This is a genomic window from Parabacteroides vesiculifaciens, from assembly GCF_049860805.1.
GTDB lineage: Bacteria > Bacteroidota > Bacteroidia > Bacteroidales > Tannerellaceae > Parabacteroides.
The window spans coordinates 250,416-276,697 of the sequence record NZ_CP187555.1; the positions used below are offsets into that span (position 1 = coordinate 250,416).

Annotated in this window: 20 protein-coding genes; 12 read left to right on the forward strand and 8 right to left on the reverse strand. The window is 47.4% G+C overall.

What is annotated here, in order from left to right; genetic code table 11:
* The first annotated feature begins 1 nt into the window (after window position 1).
* Entirely contained in the window at window positions 2-1,813 is a 1,812-nt protein-coding gene (locus ACPYIV_RS01030) for a glycoside hydrolase family 2 protein (RefSeq protein WP_425885092.1), read from the forward strand.
* A gap of 4 nt (window positions 1,814-1,817) precedes the next feature.
* On the forward strand, window positions 1,818-3,671 hold the full coding sequence (locus tag ACPYIV_RS01035) for a glycoside hydrolase family 2 protein (RefSeq protein ID WP_425885094.1): 1,854 nt from the start codon (window positions 1,818-1,820) through the stop codon (window positions 3,669-3,671).
* 274 nt (window positions 3,672-3,945) lie between these two features.
* Here ACPYIV_RS01035 and ACPYIV_RS01040 read toward each other — a convergent pair whose 3' ends face one another.
* On the reverse strand, window positions 3,946-4,257 hold the full coding sequence (locus ACPYIV_RS01040) for a hypothetical protein (RefSeq protein WP_293733976.1): 312 nt from the start codon (window positions 4,255-4,257) through the stop codon (window positions 3,946-3,948).
* Between the two features lie 1,094 nt (window positions 4,258-5,351).
* Between ACPYIV_RS01040 and ACPYIV_RS01045 the strand changes: the two genes are divergently transcribed.
* On the forward strand, window positions 5,352-5,591 hold the full coding sequence (locus ACPYIV_RS01045) for a hypothetical protein (protein ID WP_299360679.1): 240 nt from the start codon (window positions 5,352-5,354) through the stop codon (window positions 5,589-5,591).
* An 18-nt stretch (window positions 5,592-5,609) separates the two neighbouring features.
* Here ACPYIV_RS01045 and ACPYIV_RS01050 read toward each other — a convergent pair whose 3' ends face one another.
* Entirely contained in the window at window positions 5,610-6,650 is a 1,041-nt protein-coding gene (locus ACPYIV_RS01050; RefSeq protein ID WP_425885097.1) for an acyltransferase family protein, read from the reverse strand.
* A 322-nt stretch (window positions 6,651-6,972) separates the two neighbouring features.
* On the opposite strand from ACPYIV_RS01050, the gene ACPYIV_RS01055 reads away from it, so the two are divergent.
* The 9 genes from ACPYIV_RS01055 to tnpC all read left to right on the forward strand — a co-directional run bounded on the left by ACPYIV_RS01055 (window position 6,973) and on the right by tnpC (window position 15,590).
* Window positions 6,973-7,575, forward strand: coding sequence for a DUF4290 domain-containing protein (locus ACPYIV_RS01055; protein WP_293733420.1), 603 nt, complete (start codon window positions 6,973-6,975; stop codon window positions 7,573-7,575).
* Complete coding sequence (murA, locus tag ACPYIV_RS01060; protein ID WP_425885099.1) at window positions 7,572-8,876, forward strand: UDP-N-acetylglucosamine 1-carboxyvinyltransferase; 1,305 nt, start codon at window positions 7,572-7,574, stop codon at window positions 8,874-8,876. Before ACPYIV_RS01055 ends, murA begins: the two co-directional genes overlap by 4 nt.
* A gap of 11 nt (window positions 8,877-8,887) precedes the next feature.
* Complete coding sequence (gene rimM, locus ACPYIV_RS01065; protein ID WP_293740816.1) at window positions 8,888-9,409, forward strand: ribosome maturation factor RimM; 522 nt, start codon at window positions 8,888-8,890, stop codon at window positions 9,407-9,409.
* A 15-nt stretch (window positions 9,410-9,424) separates the two neighbouring features.
* The gene (locus ACPYIV_RS01070; RefSeq protein WP_293733423.1) at window positions 9,425-10,297 is read left to right on the forward strand and encodes a M23 family metallopeptidase; all 873 of its coding nucleotides are present in this window, start codon (window positions 9,425-9,427) and stop codon (window positions 10,295-10,297) included.
* A 5-nt stretch (window positions 10,298-10,302) separates the two neighbouring features.
* Window positions 10,303-11,469: a 1-deoxy-D-xylulose-5-phosphate reductoisomerase gene (locus ACPYIV_RS01075; protein WP_293740817.1), complete on the forward strand. Its 1,167-nt coding sequence runs from the start codon at window positions 10,303-10,305 to the stop codon at window positions 11,467-11,469.
* A 157-nt stretch (window positions 11,470-11,626) separates the two neighbouring features.
* The gene (rseP, locus tag ACPYIV_RS01080) at window positions 11,627-12,961 is read left to right on the forward strand and encodes an RIP metalloprotease RseP (protein WP_293733425.1); all 1,335 of its coding nucleotides are present in this window, start codon (window positions 11,627-11,629) and stop codon (window positions 12,959-12,961) included.
* 174 nt (window positions 12,962-13,135) lie between these two features.
* Window positions 13,136-13,567 (forward strand): hypothetical protein, encoded by a 432-nt coding sequence (locus ACPYIV_RS01085; RefSeq protein ID WP_425884137.1) that lies wholly within the window; start codon window positions 13,136-13,138, stop codon window positions 13,565-13,567.
* Entirely contained in the window at window positions 13,555-13,908 is a 354-nt protein-coding gene (gene tnpB / locus ACPYIV_RS01090; RefSeq protein ID WP_301425755.1) for an IS66 family insertion sequence element accessory protein TnpB, read from the forward strand. The genes ACPYIV_RS01085 and tnpB overlap by 13 nt, the downstream gene beginning before the upstream one ends.
* Before the next feature lie 101 nt (window positions 13,909-14,009).
* Window positions 14,010-15,590, forward strand: coding sequence for an IS66 family transposase (tnpC, locus tag ACPYIV_RS01095; protein ID WP_425884139.1), 1,581 nt, complete (start codon window positions 14,010-14,012; stop codon window positions 15,588-15,590).
* Window positions 15,591-16,170: 580 nt separating this feature from the next.
* Here tnpC and ACPYIV_RS01100 read toward each other — a convergent pair.
* From ACPYIV_RS01100 to ACPYIV_RS01125, 6 genes are all read right to left on the reverse strand, one after another.
* Window positions 16,171-16,905, reverse strand: coding sequence for a hypothetical protein (locus ACPYIV_RS01100; RefSeq protein WP_293733426.1), 735 nt, complete (start codon window positions 16,903-16,905; stop codon window positions 16,171-16,173).
* A gap of 762 nt (window positions 16,906-17,667) precedes the next feature.
* A complete protein-coding gene (gene ald, locus ACPYIV_RS01105; RefSeq protein ID WP_301703739.1) occupies window positions 17,668-18,771 on the reverse strand; it encodes an alanine dehydrogenase in 1,104 nt (367 codons plus the stop codon).
* A 140-nt stretch (window positions 18,772-18,911) separates the two neighbouring features.
* Complete coding sequence (gene secA, locus ACPYIV_RS01110) at window positions 18,912-22,271, reverse strand: preprotein translocase subunit SecA (protein WP_299360671.1); 3,360 nt, start codon at window positions 22,269-22,271, stop codon at window positions 18,912-18,914.
* A gap of 142 nt (window positions 22,272-22,413) precedes the next feature.
* Window positions 22,414-24,015, reverse strand: coding sequence for an alkaline phosphatase family protein (locus ACPYIV_RS01115; RefSeq protein ID WP_293740173.1), 1,602 nt, complete (start codon window positions 24,013-24,015; stop codon window positions 22,414-22,416).
* Window positions 23,988-25,235: a DUF4105 domain-containing protein gene (locus ACPYIV_RS01120; protein ID WP_425885104.1), complete on the reverse strand. Its 1,248-nt coding sequence runs from the start codon at window positions 25,233-25,235 to the stop codon at window positions 23,988-23,990. The genes ACPYIV_RS01115 and ACPYIV_RS01120 overlap by 28 nt, the downstream gene beginning before the upstream one ends.
* 13 nt (window positions 25,236-25,248) lie before the next feature.
* Window positions 25,249-25,830, reverse strand: a complete 582-nt coding sequence (locus tag ACPYIV_RS01125) for an HU family DNA-binding protein (RefSeq protein WP_293733706.1) — start codon at window positions 25,828-25,830, stop codon at window positions 25,249-25,251.
* Window positions 25,831-26,282: the final 452 nt, after the last annotated feature.

Sequence of the window (26,282 nt, forward strand, 5' to 3'; positions counted from 1 at the left end):
CATGAAGAAGACCTTATTAGTATGTTGTGCATTGGCACTGACCTTGGGCGCACAAGCTCAATGGAAACCGGTGGGAGATAAGATCAAGACACCGTGGGCGGAACAAGTGAACCCGGCGAATGTCCTTCCCGAATATCCCCGTCCTCAATTGGAACGCGGTGATTGGCAAAATCTGAACGGTGAATGGGAATATGCCATCAAACCGGTCGGTGATGTAGAGCCGGCTACATTCGATGGCAAGATTTTGGTTCCTTTTGCTGTCGAGTCCTCTCTTTCAGGCGTACAGAAAGAAGTAGGCGAAAACAACGAATTATGGTATAAGCGTACTTTCTCTATTCCTTCTGCATGGAAAAATAAAGATATCGTATTGAATTTCGGTGCGGTGGATTGGAAGGCGGATGTGTTTGTAAACGACATCCTGATCGGTTCCCATAAGGGCGGTTTCACTCCGTTCTCTTTCAATATCACTCCGTATCTGACAGGAAAGAGCAACCAGAAGCTGGTTGTCCGCGTATGGGACCCGAGCGATAAGGGATATCAACCGCGCGGTAAACAGACTTCCCGCCCGGAAGGTATCTGGTACACACCTGTGACCGGTATCTGGCAGACCGTATGGTTGGAACCGGTGGCTGCTGCCCATGTGACTTCCGTAAAGTCTATTTCCAATATCGACAATAATACATTGAGTGTGACAGTCGGAACATCCTGCAACTGCAATTCCGGTATCGTAACCGTGAAATTGTTGGACAAAGGACAGGTTGTGGCTTCCGCAAAAGGTGTTCAGGGAAAGGAATTGCGCCTGTCCGTACAGAACCCGACACTTTGGAGCCCGTCCAATCCGTATCTGTATGATATGACGGTTTCTTTGTCAAAAGACGGAAAGGTACTGGACGAAGTAAAATCCTATACGGCTTTCCGTAAGATCTCTTCCAAACGCGATGCCGACGGTATTATGCGTATGCAGTTGAACAATCAGGACTTATTCCAGTTCGGCCCGCTGGACCAGGGATGGTGGCCTGACGGACTTTACACGGCTCCGACGGATGAAGCATTGCTGTTCGACATCAAGAAAACGAAAGACTGGGGCTTCAACATGATCCGTAAGCACGTGAAAGTGGAACCGGCACGCTGGTACTACCATTGCGATAAGGAAGGTATCCTTGTATGGCAGGATATGCCGAGCGGCGATCACGGCTCTTACATCTGGGATCACCACGTGTATAACGGTGGAAAAGACAATGAACGTACCCCTGAATCCAAAGCCAACTATTACCGTGAATGGAAAGAGATCATGGACCTTTGCGTATCCAATCCTTCCGTAGTCGTTTGGGTTCCTTTCAATGAGGCTTGGGGACAGTTTGATACGGAAAAAACCGTTGAATGGACAAAGACTTACGATCCTTCCCGTTTGGTAAACCCGGCAAGTGGCGGTAACCATCGTCCTTGTGGTGATATCCTGGATTTGCATAATTATCCGGCTCCCGATATGTTCCTGTTCGACCCGAAACGTGTGAATGTGTTGGGTGAATACGGCGGCATCGGCCTTCCGGTGGAAAATCACTTGTGGTGGAACAAACGTAACTGGGGATATGTGCAGTTTAAGAACAGCGACGAAGTGACGGCTGAATATGTCAAATATGCCAATATCCTGAAAAATTATGTGAAACGTGGCTTCTCTGCCGCTGTCTATACGCAGACGACCGATGTGGAAGGTGAAGTAAACGGCTTGATGACATACGACCGCAAAGTGATCAAGATCAATGAAGCAGCCGTAAAGAAAGCCAATCAATCGGTTATTAACGAATTAAAGTAGAAGCATGAAACGGATTAGCATCGCTTTTATATCTCTTTTTCTGTGCATGGCCTCCGTTTGGTCCATGCCGCGTCCCGAATACCCCCGTCCGCAGTTCGAGCGGGCGGGTTGGGTCAACCTGAATGGAGAATGGACCTGCTCGTTTGATTTCGGCGGTTCGGGGATGGAGCGCGAGTTCTATAAATCGAACGGTTTTGACAAGAAAATCACTGTGCCTTTCTGTCCGGAAAGTAAATTGTCCGGCATAGGATATACGGACTTCATCAATCATTTCTGGTATCAGCGTCCGATCACGATCCCGCAGGAATGGAGCGGAAAGAACATTCTGCTTAATTTCGGTGCGGTCTACTATAAATCGGAAGTCTATATCGACGGCGTTCTGGCCAACCGTCATTTCGGCGGAACTTCCTCGTTTGCCGTGGATATCACTTCTTTGGTAAAGCCGGGCCAGACACACAGTCTGGTCGTTTATGTGGAAAGCGATGTGCGCGGAGCGACACAGCCGGCGGGGAAACAGAATCTGCAATTTGAGTCGTATGCATGTAATTATACTCGTACGACCGGTATCTGGCAGACGGTCTGGATGGAAGCCGTCCATCCGGAAGGATTGCAATCGGTACAGGTTTTGACGGATATCGACCAGCAGCAGTTGGTGGTCCGTCCCCGCTTCTATAAAGAAGCAGGAGGAAAATTGCAGGTGACGCTGAAAGACAACGGCAAGGTTGTTGCCAATCAGACGGTTTCGGCAAGTTCTCTGTCTTCCGTAGTTCTTCCGGTCAAGAAGATGAAGACCTGGAGCCCGGAAAGTCCTTTTCTGTACGATCTGGAGTACAAGGTTTTGGATAAGAATGGAAATATAGTTGATGAGGTCAATGGTTATGCCGGTATGCGTAAAGTGCATATCGAAGGCAATAAGATTTATCTGAACAATAAGCCTTACTACCAGCGTCTGGTGCTCGACCAGGGTTTTTATCCCGACGGTATCTGGACGGCTCCGAGTGACGAGGCGTTGAGACGGGATATCGAATTGTCCATGGAGGCCGGTTTCAATGGCGCCCGCTTGCATCAGAAGGTTTTCGAAGAACGTTTTTATTATTGGGCGGATAAGATGGGTTATCTGACTTGGGGGGAAGCTTCCAGCTGGGGGATGGATTGTAACGATACGGAGACGGCTCGTAATTTTATTACCGAATGGAGTGAAATCGTGCAGCGCGACCGTAACCATCCGTCACTCCTGATCTGGACGCCGACCAACGAGGAGTTTTGGCCGGATCGCGTACAGTATCCGCGCCTGATGCACGACCTTTATAACTTGACGAAGATGATCGACCCGACGCGTCCTTTCCACGGGACAAGCGGCGGTGTGCATGTGGCAACTGATATCTGGACTATTCATAATTATGAACAAAATCCGGCAGAGTTGAAGAAGCAGTTGTATAATGATGGCAAATTGTTCGTGACTCCGAAATGGGAGATTCAGTTGATGCCGAAGAATATCGGTTTCAACGGCCTGAAATATACAGACCAATACCGTTTTCCGGAATATAAGAAGGATATGCCTTACTTGGTGGATGAGTTCGGTGGTATCAAATGGAATCCGGCACAGCAGATGGAGAGTGCCCAGAATACCTCCTGGGGCTATGGCGAACCTCCCCGTTCGTTGGAAGAGTTTTACGCTCGTCTGGAAGGTCAGGTGGATGCGGTCTTGTCTCTTTCGAACGATATTTGGGGATATTGTTATACGCAGTTGACGGATGTGGAACAGGAGCAAAACGGTATTTATTATTATGACCGTACGCCTAAGTTCGACATGAAACGTATCCACGCTATTTTCAGTAAGACACCAGAATCAGAATAATAACGGACTAAAAATCGAGAAAGGGGGCAGGGAATATCTTTGCCCCCTATTTTGTTTGTGGCTCTTGTCTGTTTTTTTACCATCTGCTGAAGCAGATGGTAGATGATATTCTCCGGCAAAGCCGGTTCCTTTGTGGGGGTTAATCCCTTTAAAAACAATATATATTTAACCTTCTTCCAGTCCTTCAACTGAAGCTGACGGCAAAAGATGGGTGGTGAGATAGACTGTATTAAATGGCTATTTGATTGATGACTTATTGTAAAAAACAGGTTATTTAACAATCGGCAGACTTACTGATGAAAAGGTTCGGGCGTTTTGTTTTGGAAGGTAAAACGGACCATTTTGCATTTATTTGCCGGCTTTTTCTCACGACGACCGTCTTCATCGCTATGAGAACGGACTTTATCGCCATGAAGACGGTCGTCACTACCCATGACATCGGCACCTCACGGCAACGAAGACGGTCGTCGTGGGAAAGTTCTGCGCACCTCACGGCGGAAAGCCGGAAAAAGAGTTTTGACATAAACGGAAAGCGTCCCGGCTTTGTCCGCAAATATTCGATTCTCCGGAAGTTTAGCTTTATCATATTTTCTTGTTTTTTCCGGTCAGACTGACACAACGGAGCTGATAACGGGATAAGTTGCTTATCACATACTCTCTGTTGTCAAACAAAAACCGCCCGATGAGACAAAATGTAAGTTCAAAATGAACCGGAATTTCAGATGAAATAGAAAAAGGGCAAAATGGGGGTTATTGTCATATTCTTGTATTATCAAAGCAATCTGCCAACAGGTAAACCAAAATCAGCCGTCTCGTCGGGTTCCTTCTCCAACTTTTCCGTTACGATCATCGACTATCACTTCTTGTTGAATGACTTCATTGAGAAAACTGATGATAAGATCTATTATTTACATGGAATACGTCTTGAGGGATTTATTTCAAGATCTGCCAGAAATGAATCATAAATGATGATTTATGGGTGTGAAACATGGATGACATGGTCATGCAAAATGATTGTCGTTCCGTAGGGGCAGGTTCTAAACCTGCCCGATATCGACAAATATACATGTTGCAATCGGGCGGGTTTAGAACCCGCCCCTACAGCGACACCTTAAATATACCCATAAATCATCATTTAATTGGCTCATTATTTCCTCCATTGGCATATTGGCACATTATCTCATTATTTCTTAAACTGGATATGATTTTGATCTGGTATCTTGAATCGATCGTTATTAAACTTTGTTTTTGAAAAATAATGTTTACCTTTGTTACATGATTGCCTTACAAGAGTTGTAGCGACAACTCCGGGCAATGCTTGTTTGAGTAAAGTATTTTGCGATATTATTCCGCGGTAACGAAACCCCAATTTTAGCACATCGGGATAATAGCAACAAAATGCTCACGTCGATTGTATATACATGAAGAATGTATAACCATAATCTGGCGTGGGCTGTTGTCTATTATCTATGTGCGAGGCCTGGGGTGCCTGTTATCGGGATAATGGCGGCAGTCCCACGCCTTTTTTGTGTGCTGCCGTCTTTGTTTATAATTAATATATCATACATTTTTTGAAAAGAGGTGTGCCGGTGGCCTCACATCACCGGCAAGGTTTAATACAGCAACGCCCGTTCGTGAGAATAGGCGTTGTATTTTTTTATAACATAGAGAATAGACAATATGCAAGAGACGTTCAACATTGAAAACCTTAAAGGTAGATGCCGGGAGAATCTCCCGCTTTCTTCCCGCGACCAAATCGAATTGATGTGGAGCCTGCGGGAACCTTACCGTTGGCTTCATGGCATACGGGAGGTAGATGAACAAATCACGTTCGGCCGTTCAACGCCAAAATCCGGTTTTACCTTTGGCGGTTGGGAGAAAGGATCGCGTGTCTCCTGCAATGAAAGGTTTTACCGCTAAACCGGCATATCCTGCTGATTATTTGTTTAGCCATATTTTTATACGCTTATTCATAGGCTTTTCAAAATAGTAGTAGGAAAGCAGGCTAAGCAGGACGATAATGCCGAACAGAACCGGAACTGCAATATACCACGCTATATGGAAGCTGCTTCCTTTCTGCCATTCCGAATAGGTGAGCAGAACAAAAAGATGGATCAGATAAAAACTGAAACTGATCTCTCCTCCTATTATTAAAAAGCGATTGGACAGGAGACGCGAAACGTAGCCTTTTTGCAATGAGAAACTGATCAGGATCGCGGCTACCGGTAGCCAATAGTAACAGGAGTATCTATATACTTTAGGTATTTCTACCGCATAGAAATAAAAAGCGAAAAATAAGATAATGGAAGCTATTTCAATGAGAGTCCCTTGAGATAAGGTGATGTTTTTGTTTTTCAGTCGGTCGTATAGCTGGAATAGCAGCATACCGACGAGGAAGTCCGGGAGCCGGGTGATCGGATTCACATACCAATATCCTTTAATATCGCTTTCAGGAGTAAAATGCATACCGACAACGATCAGAATGGTTGCAATTACAAAAACATAAAGCAGATGCTTGTAATTCTTGGTTAACGGAATGAGGAAAGGAAAGCAGAAATAAAAAAGCTGCTCGCAACATAAACTCCAGGAAGGGCTGTTGAATGAGAAGAAATAATCGGCTTTGGGTATGTAGCTGTTTGTCAGTGTGAGCGAAGCTAAAAAGTGTTTGAGCCAATCCATTGCTCCCGACGCGATTACATAGTTGCCTAATACAACGGCAATCAATAACGTCAGCCAATGGAGCGGATAAATGCGGGCTATGCGTGCCACCCAAAAAGTTCGTTTGGTTATCTTGTTTTCGCTTAGTCGCTTTTGATAATTATAAGCTATGATAAAACCGCTCAATACAAAAAAGAAGCTGACACCGACAAACCCTTCTTTGAAAAAGTGGGTATTGAAAAAGCTGTCTATCACGTAGCAGTGTGCACTGAAAACCATTATGGCGAATATAAACCGTAGTGATGTTAATGTGTCGATCATGGCTTTGTTTTTTTGTCTGGTTGTAAAGATCGGAATTTAATTCGGATAAAAATTTATGGAGAGGTACTAAAAACTCTATAGGCAGGCGATAAAAATCTATTTCCTTCAAATAAATTCTGTAATCAGTGTCAGCGATTACATAATCATTGCCACTGATTATATAATCAGTGGCGGTGATTTTATAATTGGTGTCACTGATTACAGAATAAATGCAAGGGGAAACAAGATTTGTCCCCTGTCTGTTATCTTTTAGATTGCCGGCAGAGCTGTATTGTTTAAATGAATTATAATCTGTAACTTTGCCGAATAAACAGAATTTGTAATGAAATATAATACAGAAGAAAAGAAATTGGTTATGCCCGAATATGGACGCAATATACAGAATATGGTGGACTATTGCATTACCATTCAGGACAGGGAAGAACGTAAACGCTGCGCAGACACAATAATCAACATCATGGGAAATATGTTTCCCCACTTACGCGATGTAAACGACTTCAAACATATTCTTTGGGATCACCTGGCTATTATGGCCGACTTTAAGCTGGATATCGATTATCCGTACGAGATCGTGAAGAAAGAAGACCTTTACTCGCGTCCCCCGCGCATACCTTATAATAATTCACGTATCCGCTACCGTCATTACGGCAAGACGCTTGAGAAAATGATCCAGAAAGCAACCGAATTCGAACCGGGCATGGAAAAGGACCAGTTGATCAAATTGCTGGCTACGCAGATGAAGAAGTCGTTCCTGACCTGGAACAAGGAGTCTGTAGACGACCGGAAGATCTTCAAAGACCTCGACGAGCTGTCCGAAGGACGGATCATCCTGGATGAAGAAGTGCACAAGCTGGCGGAAAGCCGTGATATACTTGCTCGCAACAATACGACTAACAAGAAAAATTATTCACGTAAAGGCCGATGAGTTCATTTGTCATAGAAGGCGGTTACCGGTTGTCCGGTGAGATTGTCCCGCAGGGCGCAAAGAATGAGGCCCTGCAGGTCATTTGTGCAACTTTGCTTACGCCGGAAAAAGTGACAATCTATAATGTCCCGGATATCTTGGATGTGAATAACCTGATACAACTCCTGCGCGATATGCAGGTGAAGGTGGAACATCCGGCTGCCGATACCTATACTTTCCAGGCCGATGCCGTCGACTTGAATTATCTCGAGACAGACGAATTCTTGCGTAAAAGCGGTTCCCTGCGCGGCTCGGTGATGATTGTCGGTCCGCTGGTCGCCCGTTTTGGTAAAGCGTTGATCCCGAAACCGGGAGGCGATAAGATCGGGCGTCGTCGTCTGGATACCCATTTTGTCGGTATTCAGAAGTTGGGAGCCTGCTTCAGTTACGATTCCGACCGCCAGCTCTACGAGATAGAGGCGAAGAAGCTGGAAGGCGCTTATATGCTGCTCGACGAGGCTTCGGTGACCGGTACGGCCAATATCCTGATGGCGGCTGTGCTTGCGGAAGGGAAAACAACGATCTATAATGCCGCCTGCGAACCGTATCTGCAACAACTTTCTTCCATGCTGAACCGTATGGGAGCCCGTATTTCGGGTGTCGGCTCCAATTTGTTGACAATAGAAGGGGTTGAGGCGCTGGGAGGCACTTCGCATACGATCCTGCCGGATATGATCGAGGTCGGCAGTTTCATCGGAATGGCCGCTATGACCGGTTCCGATATCACGATCAAAAATACAGGCTATGATATGTTGGGGATTATTCCCGACTCATTCCGTCGCCTGGGGATTACGGTCGAACAGACCGGCGACGATATCCATATTCCGACGCATGATTCCTATCAGATCGATACCTTCATCGATGGTTCCATCATGACGATTGCCGATGCTCCCTGGCCGGGACTGACGCCGGACTTGCTGAGTGTCTTCTTAGTTGTGGCGACGCAGGCCGTCGGCAGCGTGCTGATCCATCAGAAGATGTTCGAAAGCCGCCTTTTCTTTGTCGACAAACTGATCGATATGGGGGCGCAGATCATCCTTTGCGATCCGCACAGGGCGACGGTGATCGGGTTGGGCAATCGTTTCAAACTGCGTGGTTCCAACATGGTATCTCCGGATATCCGTGCGGGTATAGCCTTGCTGATCGCGGCGATGAGCGCCGAAGGAACCAGCCATATCCACAATATCGACCAGATAGACCGCGGGTATCAGAATATTGACAAACGGTTGAACAGCATCGGGGCACGTATTACCCGACTTTAAACATTCTTGTCATGATTAAAAAAGAAGATGTTTTCAAGATAGGACAGTTTGCCAAACCTCATGGCATAAAAGGGGAGATCGCGCTGGTTACGAACAGCGACGTTTTCGATGATTCGGACGATCCGTATATCATATGCGAGATGGACGGGATCTTAGTCCCTTTTTTCATTGAGGAGTACCGCTATAAGACGGATACCGTCATTCTTCTGAAGTTGAAGAATGTGGACGACGAGAAAGCAGCCCGTGAATTTTCAAACCGCGAAGTCTTTTATTCGCTCGATGAAGTGGATGAGGACGACCTGGTGGGAGATATGACGTGGGACAGTTTTATCGGCTACCGCGTCATAGACGGGCATCATGGCGAAATCGGCGAGATTACTGATGTCGACGAGTCGACCATCAACGTCCTTTTGCAGATCGACCATAACGGCGAAGAGCTTTTGTTGCCTGCCGCCGAAGAGCTGATCCTGTCTGCCGATCATGAGAATAAGACGCTGACCGTTTCCATTCCGGAAGGTTTGCTGGATTTATGAAATTGACGAATACACATGGCACAAAAGCAAAGACGAACAAATAAGAAATCATTCTGGCACCGGATCCGGTTTAAATACAAACTGTCTTTCTTCAATGAAGGAACGTTGGAAGAAGTATGGTCTTTCCGGTTGTCGCAGCTTTCCGCATTTGCGATGTTAGGCTTGTTTGCTTTCCTGCTGATCGCCTTTACAGCCTTGATTATCATTAAGACGCCGATACGTAACTACCTGCCGGGCTATCTGGATGTGGAGGTCCGTAAGGAAATCATGCAAAATGCCCTGCGTGCCGATTCGCTGGAAAGGATGATACAGATACAATCTCTTTATCTGAATAATGTAGCCGGTATCCTGTCGGGAACGATGCCGATCGATTCGATTCGAGAGATCGATTCGTTGGCGCGGGTGAATCCTGACTATGAGATTCCGCAAACGAAGGAGGAGAAGAAATTCGTAAAAGACTTTGAAGAGGCGGAGAAATATAACTTAGCTGTCCTGGACCCGAACCCGGTTCCTACCGACGGTGTCTTTTTCTATAAACCTGTCAATGGAGTGGTTTCTTCGCATTATGATGCCAATATCCGGCATTATGGCGTGGACTTGGTTGCCGCCCCGAAAGAAAGCGTGCTGGCGACATTGGATGGTACGGTGGTCTTTGCCGGCTTCGATCCGAACTCCGGGAATGTGATACAGGTGCAGCATAAGAACGGTTTTTTATCGATCTATAAACATAATGAATTATTGCTGAAAGAGGTGGGCGACCGTGTCGTTGCGGGCGAGGCCATTGCTCTGGTAGGCAATACGGGCAAATTGTCGACCGGCCCGCATCTCCATTTCGAGTTGTGGTATAAAGGTGGTCCGGTCAACCCCGAAGAATATATAGCATTTTAATACGCATGAAAAGAAACTTGGCCATATTAGGCTCTACAGGTTCTATCGGAACGCAGGCTTTGGAAGTTGTCAGCGAACATCCCGACCTTTTTGAAGTGTATGCCCTCACTGCCAATAATCAGGTGGATCTGCTGATCAACCAGGCACGTAAATATATGCCCGAAGTGGTGGTAATCGCCAACGAGCAGAAATATCCCGAACTGAAGGAGGCGTTGGAAGACCTTCCCATCAAGGTGTGGGCGGGCTCGGATGCCATCGCCCAGGTCGTGCAGTCGGAACCGATCGACATGGTGCTGACGGCGATGGTGGGGTATGCCGGGCTGAAACCGACGATTGCCGCGATCAAAGCCGGTAAGGCGATCGCGCTGGCAAACAAGGAGACGTTGGTAGTGGCAGGCGAACTGATCACAGCCTTGGCTGTCGAACACAAAGTGCCTATCCTGCCAGTCGATTCTGAACATTCTGCCATTTTCCAGTGTTTAGCGGGAGAGTGGGAGAATCCGGTGGAAAAGATATTGCTGACGGCTTCAGGCGGCCCTTTCCGTACCAAGACAATGGAGGAACTGGCGGTCGTGACCAAGGCGCAGGCGTTGAAGCATCCGAACTGGAGCATGGGCGCGAAGATCACGATCGACTCGGCGTCGATGATGAACAAGGGGTTCGAGATGATCGAGGCGAAGTGGCTGTTCGGGGTTACGCCGGAACAGATACAGGTCGTGGTGCATCCGCAGTCGGTGATCCATTCGATGGTTCAGTTCGAAGATGGCGCGGTGATCGCCCAGCTGGGCATCCCCGACATGAAACTGCCGATCAGCTATGCTTTCTCTTATCCTAAACGATTGCACAGCAAGGCGCCCCGTCTGGATTTCACCCAATATGCAACGCTTACTTTCGAGGAGCCGGATATGGAACGTTTCCGTAACCTGGCGTTCGCTTTCGATGCGGTCCGGAAAGGCGGAAATATGCCTTGTATCCTGAATGCGGCCAACGAAGTGGTGGTTGCCGCTTTCCTGCGTGACGAGATCGGTTTCTTGCAGATGAGCGACGTGATCGAAAAAACGATGGCAAAAGCCACCTTTATCCCGACTCCCACCTACGAAGATTATGTGGCGACGGATGCGGAGGCGCGGAGGATGGCAATTGAAAATGGAAAATTGAAAGTTGAAAATTAACAATGGACAATTGACAAGGAGAATGAATGTTTAATAATTAAATAATTAGCAATAGACGATTGAGAATGAGTAAAGACCAATTAAAACACGGTATCAGCAGATAACGTATCCGTTTTAATTTTCAACTTCCCATTTTCAATTTTCAATTAAAAAGACGATGGAGACATTTTTAGTTAAGGCCCTTCAGCTCATTCTGAGCTTATCGATATTAGTGTTAGTCCACGAGTTCGGGCATTTTATCTTTGCCCGTATCTTTAAGGTCCGGGTAGAGAAGTTCTACCTTTTCTTTGACCCGTGGTTCTCGATTTTTAAATTCAAGCCTAAAAACAGTGAAACGGAATACGGTATCGGTTGGCTTCCCCTGGGAGGTTATTGCAAGATATCCGGTATGATCGACGAAAGTATGGACAAGGAGGCGATGGCACAGCCGCCGAAGCCTTACGAGTTCCGTTCCAAGCCTGCCGGACAGCGGTTGATGATTATGGTTGCCGGCGTGCTGTTTAACTTTCTGCTGGCGTTGTTTATTTATTCGATGGTGTTGTTCACCTGGGGCGATACTTTCCTGCCGCTGAAAAATGTGAAGGCCGGTATGGACTACAGTGAAACGTTCCACAGCGTAGGGTTCCGGGATGGAGATATCCTGCTGAAAGCGGACGATACGGAGTTGGAGCGTTTCGGTGAAGACTGTTTCCGCCATGTCCTCAATGCGCAGAACGTAACGGTTTTGCGTGACGGTGTGGAGACGGTTATTCCCATCCCTGAAGATATGGCACAGCGCGTTATGCGGGATAAGAAGGGGTTTGCCTCCTATCGTTTCCCGATGGTCGTGCGCGAACTGGGTGAAACGCTAAGTGGTGTATCGCCTGCCGCTGTTGCCGGTTTACAGCCGAAAGACAGTATCGTCTCTATCAACGGCATCGTAACCCCTTCTTTCTATGAAGTGGGAGAGGTGCTTGCACAAAATAAGGATAAGGATGTCACAGTCGGCTTCTATCGTGCCGGTGTCCCGCAAACGTTGACGTTGCATACGGATACGGCCGGGAAGATGGGTGTCTATCCTGTTTCCCCTTTTGATATGTACCAGACGGTGACTCGTAAATACGGTTTCTTCGAGTCTTTCCCTGCCGGTGTCATGCTGGGTGTGAATACACTGAAAGGTTATATCAGCGACATGAAATATGTCTTTACAAAAGAGGGTGCTTCCAGTTTGGGCGGCTTCGGAACGATCGGCAGCCTCTTCCCGGCTGAATGGGATTGGCAGGCGTTCTGGATGAAGACGGCTTTCCTCTCCATCATCCTTGCCTTTATGAATATCCTGCCGATTCCGGCTCTGGACGGCGGACACGTGATGTTCCTGCTCTACGAAGTGATTGCACGCCGCAAGCCGAGCGACAAGTTCCTCGAATATGCGCAGATCACCGGAATGTTCCTGTTGTTCGCATTGCTGATCTATGCAAACGGGAACGATATTTTCAGGTATTTCTTCAAATAAGCGATGGATTTGCAATTCATTTGTTTGGGGTTCACCTTCACAATGCCTGCAAGTTGTTGTAGCCCAGATAGAAATAGTGAACCCTGTGGAGGGACTATATAAAAGTAACTGTAAGCGTCTCCGCGATCCCCTCTTTTCCCCTTATAAAAGAGTCTCTACCTTTGTCTTAAAAAAATGGAAAGAAGAAGTATTCAAGAGTATGCAGAAGAGTATAAAAATCGTCTAAAAGCAGGCGAAGATTTAGACTTTGTAGCTTATTGTCGTAGCTATGGCTTGCGTGTGGATAGCGTTCGTCAATGGATGCGCCGCCATGGCATGGATCCCAAGGCCATTCAACTGGGAATAGTATTGGAACGCTACCATTGTAAGCAGTTGGAAGATCAGGCCGTCTGCCAGAGTGTAGCAGGAGAAATGATCCCGCTTCAATTCACAGGGCGTGAAAAAGTAAAAGAGACCCGCTTAGTGGATGCAGAGAAACTGCTTAAAGGGATTCATATCACATTCCCCGACGGGGGAATCATCCAGATAAAAGAATGCGTTGCCGAAACATTGTGCCATTTTATCCACCTCTATTACGGAAGAAAGGAGGACACATGTTCGCGCTGACCGAGTCGTTAAATTACTATTTATGTCCCCGCTATGTAAACATGTGTTCAGGGATCAATGCCTTGTCCGTGATTGTCCGGAACGATCTCAAGCGTAACCCCGTATCGGGTGAAGTATTCTTGTTCGTTAACAAATCCCGTACAATAATCAAGCTCCTGCACTGGGAAAAAGGCGGTTTTGTCCTTTATCAGAAACGTCTGGAAGAGGGGACGTTTGAAATACCTTGTTTTGACCCCGGCAGTGGCCGTTATCAGATGAGGTGGGAAAGTTTCTTTTTGATGATGGAGGGGGTGAGCCTGAAAAGCGCACGGTTCCGCAAACGCTTCAAGGGACCTGTCTAATGGCGTCCTTTATATCACATATATCTATGCCACAGTTATTTACAAGTAAAATAATTGTGGCATAATTATTTAATTCCATTCCCTTTTCATATCTTTGCGGCATGACAGGGAAACAGAGGACAAACATACTGCAGGATACCATTACTTTCCTCAGGGATCAACTTTTGGCTGCCGGCAGGCGGGAAGAAGAGTTACTTCGGCAAGTGGAGTCCCTGACATCCCGTGTGAGCGAACTTCAGGCAACCCTCCAGTCCTTAACCTCCTCTTTTCAGGAAAGCAAAGCAGACGCCAACAGGCTGAAAAACCAGAAACGCGCATTAGGCAAACTGCTGGAAAACAAGTCCGAAAAGATAAACCGCAAGCAAGAGGAAAAAGAGGAGGCAAAGAATATCCCGGAGGAACCGAAGTTCGATCCCAAAAGCCGCGGCAATAATGGGGTGAAACGTAAAGAGTATTTCAATGTGGAAACCCGTTTGCACGAGATCTATCCTTGCGATCCGGACTTCGACCCTCTTAAAGCCAGAATAATCAGTCACACTGATTCCATCCGTTACTCTTACCACCCGGGTTGGTTTGAGAAACATATCTATCGGCAGTACAACTGTGTGCAAGGCGATAACATATACAACGGCAAATCCCCCAAAGCTCCCCTGCAAAACTCTTCCTATGATGGCAGTTTCCTTAGCGGCATATTGCAATTGCGCTATATCTATTCCCTGCCGGTGGAAAGGATCGTCAAGTTGTTCAACGAGCAGGGCATAGCCCTTTGCAAACAAACGGCCCATGGGTTGATTGCGAAATCAGCCGGTTTGTTGGAGCGTATGTACGAAGTGCTGAAAAAGTCCATACTGGAAGATTCCTATCTGTCAATGGATGAGACTTATTACAAAGTGCTTGTCAATGAAAAGAATGAATCGGGCAAGAAAGTCCGTAAAGGATATCTCTGGGGCATGTATGCCAACCATACGGAATTAATCGCTTTTATTTATGAAAACGGCTCCCGCTCTAAAAGCATAGCCGAAAAGCTGCTTACTGATTATAAAGGGGCTTTACAGACAGACGGATATGCCGCTTACGCCGACTTTAGGAAAGAAGAATATCCTGACATCATCCCCCTGGCATGTTTCCAGCATTGTAAAAGGAAGTTCCTGGATATGAAGGAGGATAGGCAAGCGCAGGAAGTAGTCGATATTGTCAATGAATTATATCAGAATGAACATCTTATCCCGCCCGATTGGGAACCAAAACAGATACTGGCCTGGCGCAAAAAATACGCACCTCCTATCCTCGGACGCTTAAAGGCCAAATTGGAAAGTATACAATCCGATCCGCAAACTTTGCCCAAGTCGCTTATGGGGGAAGCGGTTCGCTATACCCTCAACCTGTATGATGTTTTATGCAATTATATAAAATCAGCGGACTACCAATTAGACAACAACCGCATTGAACGGATAAACCGTTACATCAGCCTGAGCCGCCGCAACTCACTTTTCGCCGGTAGCCATGCCGGGGCACAGAGAATGGCTCTTTTTTATTCTCTGGCTTGTTCGGCCAGACTTCACAATCTTAATACTTTTGATTATTTCACGGACTTGTTCAACAGGTTGGCCGATATACAGCCAACAGCACAGGATTCGGTCTTTAGAAATTTACTACCGGATAAATGGATCCCTTGTCATTGAATAACTAATATACAGGAGGGGATCGCGGAGACGCTTACAAGTAACTTTTTCATGGCGGGCTTGATCCGCCTCTTACCCTAAGCTAATGATCAACTTAGGATGCTATCCCAGGCCTGACGCGGGATGTCGGGATTGCGACTTCTTAGATAGTTTCTTCACTGTAACTCGTAGTCAGCTAACAGCTTACGGGAGATGTGAAGGGTGAAGGCACTTTGTGAAAGTCGAATAAAGAGGTGGTTTTTATGGCTTCCGTCCCATAAAACAGGGGGCGGGAATGAAAAAATATAGCCTATAGGCAATCTGTAAACGGGCTATAGGTTGTTTGCTGAAAGCCTATAGGGTGTTCGGAAAAAGGTGCAAGTCTTTTCATGGAGGCGTGCCTGTCTTTTCATGAGGCGACAGGCATCCCTTGCAAAACATATATGCTTTGCTTTTAAAGCATATATGTTTCGATTTCAAAGCACCTATGTTTCTTTTGGTAATGGAGGTGAAAATAAAAAAGGAATCCCCCGTATATCGGATAAGACGAACGTCTCTCGATATACGGGGGATTTCCCGTTATGAAGTTTTTAGATATTGTTTATTTCGCTGCGTTGATGGCGTCTAAGATCTTCTTGGAGTTGGCATCGGCTGCATTCAGGGCGACTGCCTGTTCCAGGTATCCTTTCGCTTTTGCCATTTGAGCATCTGCTTTTTTCTTTTCGGCAGCATATTTGTCAGGATCGGATGTTGCGATCGGATTGGCTTCAGTGAGGATCTTTGCACCTGCATTGTAGAACATGACGCCGAGGCTGTACAGGGCATTGCCTTTGTATTTGGTGTTGCCTACAACCAATACGTCTTTAAACAGTTCTTCCGCTTCGTCGGTCTTACCTGCTTTCTGGGCAGCCTGTCCTTTTTTCATGCAATAAGCATACAAAAGTTTTTCGAGGTTTGCGTTCTGGGCATTTACTTTCAGACCGGCTTCGACTGTAGCTGTAAAATCGGCAGCTTTGTCCTGGCTGCGTAAAGACATTGCTTTCCCAACATAGGCATCGTCTGCTTTATAGCCTTTTTGAATGGCCATGTCGTAGAACTTGATAGCATCGTCATACTTTTTAGCATTGTAAGCAGCAAATGCACAGTTAAAGATACGGCTTTCGTCTTCATAGTTCGTAAGTTTCAGGTATTCGCTGTACTTTGTTACAACTTCGGGATAGTTCTTTGCAGTCATAGCTGCGTCTCCTTCTTCTCGCAGTTTGTCCGCGTTCGCATCTTGTGCGAATAAATTGCCTACACTCAGGCAAAAAGCCAGTAATAAGATAATTTTCTTCATGGTGATTAAATGTAATTTTTAAAATTAGTTCGACTAAGGTAGTAAGTGTAGCGTAAGAGACAAAAGGATTTTATGTTTTTTTAGATTTATAAAGAATATGAAGGGGTGATTTCAAAACGAAGAAGTGACTGCCTGAAAAGTAACTTTGTCGTGGCGGACGTGAAATACTTTTTATTCGAAGCTGATTATCAATGCTTAGTATGTGATCTCGGGTAATATCAGTTACTTTTGGCTTGATCCAAAAGTAACCAAAAGATCAAGGCCGAACCTGCTTCGCTACTCCGTTCCCTCCGTTCGCTGCGCTTAACGCTCACCAGCTTAGGCCGGAATAGAGCCTGACGGCTCTGTTGAGGATGGTGCTACTGCCGGCTTTGCTGTTTTGTCGACAACTTTAGGTGCGGGAACAGGCTTGTCCCCGTGCTCCGCACGGGGACGGAAAGAACCTCCGGTATTGTAAAAGAACTGCCGATATCGCAAAAGAACTGTCGGTATCGGCCATCCCAAGAGAAAGCGCAGCTTTCTAAGAAAGGCCTAAGCGTACGGTCGTCAAGCGGAAGGTAAAGGTGTAGCGTCCGGAGCCTGCGCTGTTTGAGCGAAGCGAGTTTCGCAGGCGACAGCGGAACCTTTACCCGGAGTAGACCGGACGGTTAAGCCTTGATCTTTTGGTTACTTTTGGATCAAGCCAAAAGTAACAGATAAATCATCATTTATGGTTCGAAACTGACAAGAACCGGAATAATTTATTTGGGCGCGGTTGCCCTGTTACAAGGCAGGAAAGCAGGGCAACTCAAAAGCCTCTGCCACTGCCGGGTAAACGATGTTCCCCTCCACGATGTTGAGTCCGAGTGCCAGCGATTTGTCGGCTTCACAAGCTTGTCTCCATCCTTTGTCCGCCAATTTCAGGACGTACGGAAGCGTGGCGTTGGTAAGGGCGAGAGTCGAGGTCTGGGGCACGGCTCCCGGAATGTTGGCTACACAATAGTGTACGATACCATCTACTTCGAAGACCGGATCGGCATGAGTGGTCGGGTGGGAGGTTTCGAAACAACCGCCCTGGTCGATCGCGACATCTACCAGCACGCTGCCTTTCTTCATCAGCTTGAGCATATCGCGGGTAATCAGGTGGGGGGCTTTGGCTCCCGGTATCAGCACGGCGCCGATCACCAGGTCCGTTGCCGGCAGCTCCTGTTCGATGTTGTGGGTGGAAGAATATAAAGTCTTGACATTGGCAGGCATGATCTCGTCCAGATAACGCAGGCGGGGCAGCGAGATATCGGCTATCGTGACATCTGCGCCCATACCGGCGGCCATTAACGCGCTGCTGTGTCCGACTACGCCGCCGCCCAAGACGAGCACTTTAGCCGGTTTGACTCCCGGAACACCGCCCAGCAGGATTCCTTTTCCTCCCTGCGGCTTTTCCAGGAAACGGGCTCCTTCCTGTGTAGACATACGTCCGGCCACTTCGCTCATGGGTATCAAGAGGGGAAGCGTGCCGTCGGGATTCTCGACCGTCTCGTAGGCCAGGCAGATAGAGCCGCTTTTCATCATCGCTAATGTCAGCGTTTCGTCTGAGGCAAAATGAAAATAGGTGAAGAGTAATTGCCCCTTTCGCACGAGCGGGTACTCGACAGCGACCGGTTCTTTTACTTTTACGATCATCTCGGCTATCTTATATACATCTCCGATAGCGGGGAGGATTTGTGCACCTGCCGCCTCGTAGGCAGCATCCGGGAATCCGCTGTTTTCACCGGCTGTATGTTGTACATACACGGTGTGTCCTCGTTTTACCAACTCCTTAGCACCGGCGGGCGTAAGTGCCACGCGGTTCTCATTGTTCTTGATTTCTTTAGGAATTCCGATGATCATATTGTTAGGATTTAATGGATTATTGGTCCACAATATACAAATAATATGACAAAATGATATTCCGGAAATGTTATTTTTTGAAAAGACAAATAAAGGCGGCCTTTTCGGGGCCGCCTTTGCTTTCTTGTTACCGGATAGGACTATAAACCTTGTCCGTGGCAGTTCTTGTATTTCTTACCGCTTCCGCAAGGACAGGGATCGTTGCGGCCTACACGTTTTTCGGCGCGGACCGGTTCCTGGCGCGGCTGCTGCGGGGCACGTTCTTCCGGATCGTTGTTACCGGAGATATCGGTCTTTTCAGCACGATATTTACTCATGTCCTGACGGCGTTCGGCTTCGGCTTTCTGGATGGCGATGCGCTGGCGGGCAGCCTCTTCCATAGCAGCTTGGCGGGCAGCCATGGCCTGCTTTTCTTCTTCGGTCGGCTCTTCGCGGACAGGGATCTGGCCACGCATCAGGACGGCTGCCGTCTTGCGGTTCATCGTGTCCACCATGCTCTTGAACAGGTTGTAGGATTCCAGCTTGTAGATCAACAGAGGATCTTTGTTTTCGTAGCTGGCGTTCTGTACCGAGTGGCGCAGTTCGTCCATTTCACGCAGGTGTTCTTTCCAGGCTTCATCGATCGTGTGCAGGACGATTGATTTCTGGAATGCTTTCGTGATGGCCTTGCTTTCCGTTTCGTAAGCCTCTTTCAGGTTGCAGGAAACATTATACATGCGTTTGCCGTCCGTAATAGGAATCATGATGTTTTCATACATTGCACCCTGATGTTCGTAAACCTGTTTGATCACCGGATTGGCAACCTGCGTCATACGTTCCATACGGCGTTTGAACAGTTGCAGTGCTTCGTCGAACAGCTTATCGGCCAGTTTATCGGCTTTGCCGCTCTTGAATTCTTCTTCCGTGAACGGGCATTCCATCGCGAATGTCTTGAACAGTTCCAGCTTGAAACCTTCGTAGTCGCCATCGGCATGCTGGTCGACGATTGCAACGGAAGTGTCATAAATCGTATTCAATACGTCCAAACCGATACGTTCTCCCATCAGGGCGTGGCGGCGGCGGGTATAGATTACGTTACGTTGCGAGTTCATCACGTCGTCATATTCCAACAGACGTTTACGGATACCGAAATTGTTTTCTTCCACCTTCTTCTGTGCACGTTCAACAGATTTGCTAAGCATGCTGTGTTCCAATACTTCACCTTCCTTGAACCCTAATTTATCCATCAGTCCGGCGATCTTCTCGGATGCGAACAGACGCATCAAATCGTCTTCGAGGGAAACAAAGAATACAGAAGAACCCGGGTCGCCCTGACGTCCGGCGCGACCACGCAACTGGCGGTCTACACGGCGGCTTTCGTGACGTTCCGTACCGATGATGGCCAGACCGCCGGCAGCTTTTACTTCCTGCGACAGCTTGATGTCGGTACCACGACCGGCCATGTTGGTAGCGATCGTCACTTTACTGCTCTGTCCGGCTGTGGCAACGATCTCGGCTTCCTTCTGGTGCAACTTTGCGTTCAACACGCTATGGTTGATCTTACGCATGGTAAGCATACGGCTCAATAATTCGGAGATCTCGACGGATGTCGTACCCACTAAGACCGGACGTCCGGCTTCGGTCAGCTGGACGATCTCTTCGATTACGGCGTTGTATTTTTCACGCTTCGTCTTGTAGATGCGGTCGTTCATATCGTTACGGGCGATCGGGCGGTTTGTCGGGATTACGACAACATCTAATTTGTAGATGTCCCAGAATTCGCCGGCTTCCGTTTCAGCCGTACCGGTCATACCTGACAGCTTGTGATACATGCGGAAGTAGTTCTGCAAAGTGATGGTTGCAAATGTTTGTGTAGCGGCTTCCACCTTCACACGTTCTTTGGCTTCGATGGCCTGGTGCAGACCGTCGGAGTAGCGTCGTCCGTCCATGATACGACCCGTCTGTTCGTCGACGATCATGACCTTGTTGTCCATCACCACATATTCGTCGTCTTTCTCGAACAGGGTGTAAGCCTTCAACAACTGGTTGATCGTATGCACGCGTTCGCTCTTGACGGAATAGTTTGCTAACAACTCGTCTTTCTTGGCTTGTTTCTCTTCTTCGTTCTGGATATGTTCCAGTTCGGAAAGCTGGGAGGTGATATCCGGCAATACGAAGAACGTCGGGTCGTCGGTCTTGCCGGTCAGCAAGTCGATACCTTTATCGGTCAATTCGATGCTGTTATTTTTTTCGTCGATCACGAAGTACAGTTCGTCTGTCGCTTCGTGCATGTGGCGCATATTCTCGGACATGAAGTATTCTTCCGTCTTCAACATCTGGGCTTTTACGCCCTGCTCGCTCAGGAATTTGATCAGCGCCTTGTTACGCGGATATCCCTTGAAGGAACGGTACAGCTGGATAGAACCTTCTTCTACCTCTTTCTGATCGCTGCTTGCCATTTTCTTTTTGGCCTCGATCAGCATCTTGGAACAAAGGTCTTTCTGTGCGCTTACCACAACTTCCACATTCGGGCGGAACTGTTCGAACAGCTGTTCTTCGCCGCGGGGGATCGGGCCGGAAATGATCAACGGCGTACGGGCATCGTCGATCAACACGGAGTCGACCTCATCGACAATGGCATAGTTGTGTTTGCGCTGTACCAGGTCGTTCGGGCTGATCGCCATATTGTCACGCAGGTAGTCGAAACCGAATTCGTTGTTCGTACCGAATGTGATATCTGCATTGTAGGCGGCACGGCGGGCGTCGGAGTTCGGCTGGTGCTTGTCGATACAGTCTACCGACAGTCCGTGGAACATATACAACGGGCCCATCCATTCCGAGTCACGTTTTGACAGGTAGTCGTTCACGGTTACCACGTGCACACCGTTACGGGTCAAGGCGTTCAGGAATACCGGCAGGGTAGCCACCAATGTTTTACCTTCACCGGTCGCCATTTCGGCAATCTTACCTTTGTGCAGTACGACACCACCGAACAGCTGTACGTCGTAGTGGACCATATCCCAGGTGATTTCGTTACCACCGGCAACCCAATGGTTGTGGTAGAGGGCCTTGTCGCCGTCGATTTCCACAAAGTCGTATTTGGTAGCTAAGTTACGGTCGAAGTCATTTGCCGTAACCTCGATCGTTTCGTTTTCTGCAAAACGGCGTGCCGTATCTTTCATGATGGAGAATACTTCGGGAAGAGATTCTTCCAGTACTACTTCCATCTTTTCGGTGATATTCTTTTCGATCTTGTCTACTTCCGCCCAGATCGCTTCACGTTCTTCCAGTTCCTTGTCGTCGATGCCTTTGCGCAGTTCTTCCACTTGGGCGCGTTCGTCAGCTACATAATCCTGGATACGCTGTTTGATTTCGTCGGTTTTTGCACGAAGCTCGTCGTTCGAGAGCTTTTGGATTGACGGATATACGGCCTTGATCTTATCCACGTACGGGGTAATTTCTTTCAGGTCTCGCTGTGACTTATTGCCGAACAGCTTCGTCATAAATTCATTAAATCCCATGATATACTTTATTGAATTGAAAATTGAAAATTGAAAATTGAAAATTATGGATTCAATGGTTCAACCTCGATTTTCGGACGTTATTATTCTTTTTATTTAGTTTGTGAAATAGTATTGTTTTAAGCAGGGAAACTGACAATTATCATTTTTTAGTTGTCAATTCCCTCAGCGGGAGGCTGAGGGATGCATTAGGTGGCCTGATCCTCAGCACATGGGTTACCGTGGGGGCGACCTCTGTGGCTTTTACTTCCCGGTAGATATGTTCCGGCTTGATACCGTTGCCCATAAACACCAGCGGGGTTATAACTGCGTTATTCCGTATTACTTTTACTTTCGCTTTCGGATCGTCGTTGTTGATAGTCCATCCGGGCTGCAACTCGATGATCAGGTCGCCACGGCTTGAAATATGTGTGCCGTGCAGGTATTTGGAAGTCTTTTCGTTCCAGTTGCCCGTACGGAGGACGTTCTCGGTCGCAACGAATTGCACGCCGCTGAATTCGCGCAGGAATTCGGCCGCCTTTTCCTGTATGACGGTCAAATCCAGTTTTGCATCTTCTATCGCTTTGCGGTTCAGATAGATCTGGTTGTTATAGAATCCTTTTACCCAACTCGTGTGCTGGCCGTAAATGGCCATCAGATACATATTGAGCAGGGCGACGCAACGTTTCGGATGGAATTCGCCATTCGTCAGCAGCATGCCGTCTGGATATTCTTCTTCACTCTTATAATATCCCGAACCGGTAAAGACGATCAGCGTGTTGCTCAATCCGACCTTCTTGTCGATCTTGTCCAACAGTTGTTCCAGATCCTTATCCAGTTGATAATAGGTGTCTTGTATCTCGCGGGTATATTCCTTATGCATATTGCCGCGATAGTTGCCCGCATAATAAGTGATGGCAAGCATATCCGGGCAGGAACGTGTACCGAAAGCCCCGTATTCGAGGAACTGGAGTGCCAGACGGTTGATCTCCTTATTAATAAAAGGCGAGGTCTTCAGGTTGAAGAAACACTCGTTCGTATTTTCCTTGAATGTATATTTGAAAGGAATTTCATCCAGCACGTAAGGGAATGCGTTGAATTTGTCCGGCGACAGTGACGGCGTCCAGGTCATCTGTTCTAAGCGTGCCGACAAGGATTCCGGGCCGTTGTTATAGCGGTCCACGTACCAAGGAAGCCCTTTGTAATAGGTCGTCGTCGCCCATTTCCCGTTGTAGTCGTCCATCCAGAAAGCGCCGTTTGCCGCATGTCCGGCGGAGACGATTGCACTTTCGGGATTGGGAGCAATGGCATATACGTCGCTTCTGCCTTTGGAAGCGATTTTCAACTCGTCCCCGATTGTGGAGCTGATCAGCTTCCGGGGGGAATAATGCTCTTTCGTATAGTTGCCGAGATAGTCCGGGTCGTACAGGACTGAAACTTCCTTTTCCTTGTCAAAATCATAGATATTCTTTCCGGATATCCCATTGAAGTTCGGGTTGCTCCCAGTGAACAGGGTGGCAAAGGCACTGGCTTCGTCAATATCCGAGAATTCGAACCGGATGTTGTTATACACCAGTCCTTCATTCATCAACCGCTTGAAACCGCGCTCGCCGAATGTGTTGTAAAAATATTCTATATAATCGCCCCGCAACTGGTCGACCGTGATGCACACGACCAATTTGGGCGTGCTTTGTTGAGCCTCCAGATTGGTTGCTGCCAGGATTGCGATGAGCGATGTTAGTATTTTTCGTACCCGATGTTCCATATTTTTCTGTAAACGCCATATCCCGAACGTAGCCAAAGGCTCATTACCAGCGGGATAAATGCTGTATTTAAGTGCTGCGGAATGAAATGCCAGCCAGCCAGCATCAGCGTAAGCGCCGCAAAGTTAATAAAATGATAATAATATGCGGCCTTTCTTAACTTTTTTACTGCAAACAAAATAACAGCTACTAAGTCAAAAGGTTGTAACCAGATGATATTCCAATTCGGATAAACGCATGGATGCGTCGAAACGAAGCTTAGGAAAAACAGCACGACGCCTGCCACTCCCGCTATGAAAAACAAGATGCAGTCGACAATCCTGAAATAGGTTTTCCGGCGCCATTCCAACCAGGTAATTGCCAATATGATCAGGAAAAAGACTTTGCAGCAAACGGACGGAGTGAAAATGCCCGTACCTGTTTCCGCTTCGCCAGTCGCTCTTGCTATTAAAGTCCGGGTTGAAGAAACCAGTTTTTGAGGCTTCCCGTCTGCCTGAGTGATTGTTGCCGTAGCAAATGCTTCTTTCAGGTAGAGCGGGAGAAACATCATCTCGTGTGTTGTTGCGATACGGTCGGTCGGGCTGCCTAAAGCGAGGTCGCATCCGAATGTAAGCCAGGGCTTATTCCGTGTGCAATGATTGATCATGTCACGGAAGGAACGCGGTGTGAATGGGATGTTCATGCTATTGACCATATCTCCGAAAGTTTGCGGTTCAACCCGTGTATTATAATCGATTTTCCCTCCCGCCTGCTCTTCGATAATGGCGGCAGGTCGTGTCGCGCAATTGTCGAAAAAGAAATTATAGCGGTACACGCGGTTTTCCGGCCGGTTATTGATCATCAGGGCTTCCCATATCTGCGCTTTGCCGGCGGAATCGATGTCCAGGATTTGTTCGGTTACCTCACTTCCCCGCATCTCGTATTCGATCAGGAAATCACGCGTATATTGCGCCGCCAGCCTGTAATCGGTTTCTCCTTTCGCGAATCGGTAGATGAAGTTGGGCTTCGAAAAGTCGAATATCCCGTAATTAAATACGGTATCGAGCTTTTTCGATGCGTCCCTTACCCGTAAAGCCGTATGCCCGTAAACCGTATACACTTCGTCTTCCGATGGCGAAACGGTCAATAAACTGATCTCGGCATCTTTGCTGAGCAGCGGGTATTGCGCCCGAAGCGAGACGGAGGTGAGGAGTAGGAAAAGAAGGAGTATATTTTTTTTCATAAACAGAAAGTTGTTATTCGTTTTCCGCCAGCAAATAAGTTACATGCGTACTGCTACCTACGCGGTATAAGAGTCCCTCTTCGACATATTTTTTCAGGTCGGAAGTCGCCTGGTAGCGGGAACAGGCGTTCAGCTTGGTGTATGTGATCGTCGTGATGCTTTCATTGCGGTCCAGGTAGTCCAGCATTCTCGTTTTGCGTTCTTCCGGCATATAGCTGGGAGCGCTTTTTACCTTTTCCAGTTGGACGGTTTTCAGATCGTTTTTCAGCTTTTCCGAACAGCGGAAGTTCACATTGTCGAGTTTGACGACCGACCTGCCGTCCGGCAACTTCAGTGTCCGCAGGGAAGGGGAGAAGTGCCCCAGGCCTTCCAGCTCCACATTGTCACCATATTTAAGCGAATGCCCGATTACCCAGACGAAAGAGTCGAGCACGGCTTTGACGTCGGCCGACGAGATAGAGCCCCGTTCACAGACCAAAGCGCAGATATCATCCATTTTTTGTGTACTGCGTGCGATCGCCCGTGCATGTGTTTGTTGTTGCCCCTTCCTGTCGTTCGGTTGCGGAGTTTTGTGTACGCTGAATTGAATTGCCATTGTTTCTATTGTTTAATTACCCGGCTGATAATCGGAATTACCCTTCGGCTATTTTGTTTTTCCTTCCCATCTAATCGCTTGCCGACAATCGTCGGCAGGCCTGTTGACAACTGTCGGCAGACTTGTCGACAATTATCGGCAGGCCTGCTGACAATTGTCGACAGGCAGATCGTTGAGCTACAAATATACGACAGATTGGAGGAAATTATTCATTAGATGCAGTTTATTTAAGAAAATGCAGGTATCGAAGTGCTTGGTTTTACCTGTCATCGATAATACCTTAATGCAATTATAGTGAAAAAACGCCTGTTCTTTGTGTTAAATATTTATAATCGATTCTTCGTTTTGATGCTACTTGATGTCCTTTCCTGAAGAAAACATATGAAATTAACTAAATTGAGAAAAAGAACCATCTTTTCTTACTTTGCCTGCTCTATAAATGGGGTTTTGTT

Bases quoted from the DNA above. Each gene is read 5' to 3' on its own strand.
- rimM (WP_293740816.1), top strand. From the start codon at position 8,888: ATGATTAAAAAAGAAGATGTTTTCAAGATAGGACAGTTTGCCAAACCT.
- ACPYIV_RS01100 (WP_293733426.1), bottom strand. From the start codon at position 16,905: ATGAAGAAAATTATCTTATTACTGGCTTTTTGCCTGAGTGTAGGCAAT.
- ACPYIV_RS01070 (WP_293733423.1), top strand. From the start codon at position 9,425: ATGGCACAAAAGCAAAGACGAACAAATAAGAAATCATTCTGGCACCGG.
- ACPYIV_RS01115 (WP_293740173.1), bottom strand. From the start codon at position 24,015: ATGGAACATCGGGTACGAAAAATACTAACATCGCTCATCGCAATCCTG.
- ald (WP_301703739.1), bottom strand. From the start codon at position 18,771: ATGATCATCGGAATTCCTAAAGAAATCAAGAACAATGAGAACCGCGTG.
- ACPYIV_RS01040 (WP_293733976.1), bottom strand. From the start codon at position 4,257: ATGATAAAGCTAAACTTCCGGAGAATCGAATATTTGCGGACAAAGCCG.
- ACPYIV_RS01075 (WP_293740817.1), top strand. From the start codon at position 10,303: ATGAAAAGAAACTTGGCCATATTAGGCTCTACAGGTTCTATCGGAACG.
- rseP (WP_293733425.1), top strand. From the start codon at position 11,627: ATGGAGACATTTTTAGTTAAGGCCCTTCAGCTCATTCTGAGCTTATCG.
- tnpC (WP_425884139.1), top strand. From the start codon at position 14,010: ATGACAGGGAAACAGAGGACAAACATACTGCAGGATACCATTACTTTC.
- ACPYIV_RS01030 (WP_425885092.1), top strand. From the start codon at position 2: ATGAAGAAGACCTTATTAGTATGTTGTGCATTGGCACTGACCTTGGGC.
- ACPYIV_RS01050 (WP_425885097.1), bottom strand. From the start codon at position 6,650: ATGATCGACACATTAACATCACTACGGTTTATATTCGCCATAATGGTT.
- ACPYIV_RS01045 (WP_299360679.1), top strand. From the start codon at position 5,352: ATGCAAGAGACGTTCAACATTGAAAACCTTAAAGGTAGATGCCGGGAG.
- ACPYIV_RS01035 (WP_425885094.1), top strand. From the start codon at position 1,818: ATGAAACGGATTAGCATCGCTTTTATATCTCTTTTTCTGTGCATGGCC.
- ACPYIV_RS01120 (WP_425885104.1), bottom strand. From the start codon at position 25,235: ATGAAAAAAAATATACTCCTTCTTTTCCTACTCCTCACCTCCGTCTCG.
- ACPYIV_RS01055 (WP_293733420.1), top strand. From the start codon at position 6,973: ATGAAATATAATACAGAAGAAAAGAAATTGGTTATGCCCGAATATGGA.
- ACPYIV_RS01085 (WP_425884137.1), top strand. From the start codon at position 13,136: ATGGAAAGAAGAAGTATTCAAGAGTATGCAGAAGAGTATAAAAATCGT.
- ACPYIV_RS01125 (WP_293733706.1), bottom strand. From the start codon at position 25,830: ATGGCAATTCAATTCAGCGTACACAAAACTCCGCAACCGAACGACAGG.
- murA (WP_425885099.1), top strand. From the start codon at position 7,572: ATGAGTTCATTTGTCATAGAAGGCGGTTACCGGTTGTCCGGTGAGATT.
- tnpB (WP_301425755.1), top strand. From the start codon at position 13,555: ATGTTCGCGCTGACCGAGTCGTTAAATTACTATTTATGTCCCCGCTAT.
- secA (WP_299360671.1), bottom strand. From the start codon at position 22,271: ATGGGATTTAATGAATTTATGACGAAGCTGTTCGGCAATAAGTCACAG.